The sequence below is a fragment of the Xenorhabdus budapestensis genome, assembly GCF_002632465.1.
In the GTDB taxonomy this organism is placed as follows: domain Bacteria; phylum Pseudomonadota; class Gammaproteobacteria; order Enterobacterales; family Enterobacteriaceae; genus Xenorhabdus; species Xenorhabdus budapestensis.
In genome coordinates, this window is the sequence record NZ_NIBS01000111.1 from 1 (window position 1) to 815 (window position 815).

Consider the following 815-nt stretch of genomic DNA (forward strand, 5'->3'; position numbering starts at 1 on the left):
CTAAGTTAATAAAATGTAACCATTTGATTTTGTACTTAGTTTGTATGCTCAAATTACTGAGTGTACAACATGATAATTCTTCCGATAATTTCCCCCAAAGGTGGCGAAGGTAAATCCACCCATGCGGCAAATCTGGCCGGCTTTTTTGCTGATGCCGGTCTGCAAACGCTCCTGATTGACGCCGATTATTCCCAACCCACGGCCAGCAGTATTTTTAATCTGGTTTATGAAGCGCCCGCCGGGTTGTATGAATTGTTGATGCAGACGGTGGATCTGAGTCAGGCCGACACGATCATTTCCCGTTCGACGATCCGACATCTTGATATCCTTGTGTCCAACGATCCCGATGAATTGTTGCCAACCGCGATGTTGCATGCCCCGGATGGTCGCTTGCGTCTGCGTAATATTCTGCAACATCCCCTGTTTCATCAGTATGACGTCATTCTCATCGACTCCAAGGGCGCGACCGGCGTGATGACGGAACTGGTAGTACTGACTGCAACTCAGTTTGTGCTGGGGATCATTAAACCTATCCTGCCGGATGTCCGTGAGTTTCTGCGCGGCACGTTGCGGATGCTGATCCGACTGCAATCCTTTGAGAATTACGGTATTCAGCTGCCGCTGATCCAGATACTGGCCAATGGCATTGAGGGCACCAATCTGGACAGAGATACGCTCAATGAACTGACCGATATTATCGACCAGCAACGCTACGACACGTCAGCGTTGGGGGAGAGAAAGGTTTATCAGCTGCTGAGCACCCGTATTGATCTGTTGGATATCTACAAACTGGGGCATGTTCGTGCTCAGCCTGT

The 815-nt window shown here is 49.3% G+C and carries 1 protein-coding gene; it reads left to right on the plus strand.

All coding sequences use genetic code 11. From position 1 onward, the window contains the following. Positions 1-69: 69 nt before the first annotated feature. A partial coding sequence (locus Xbud_RS19110; RefSeq protein ID WP_099137545.1) for a ParA family protein occupies positions 70-815 on the plus strand: 746 nt, incomplete at its 3' end.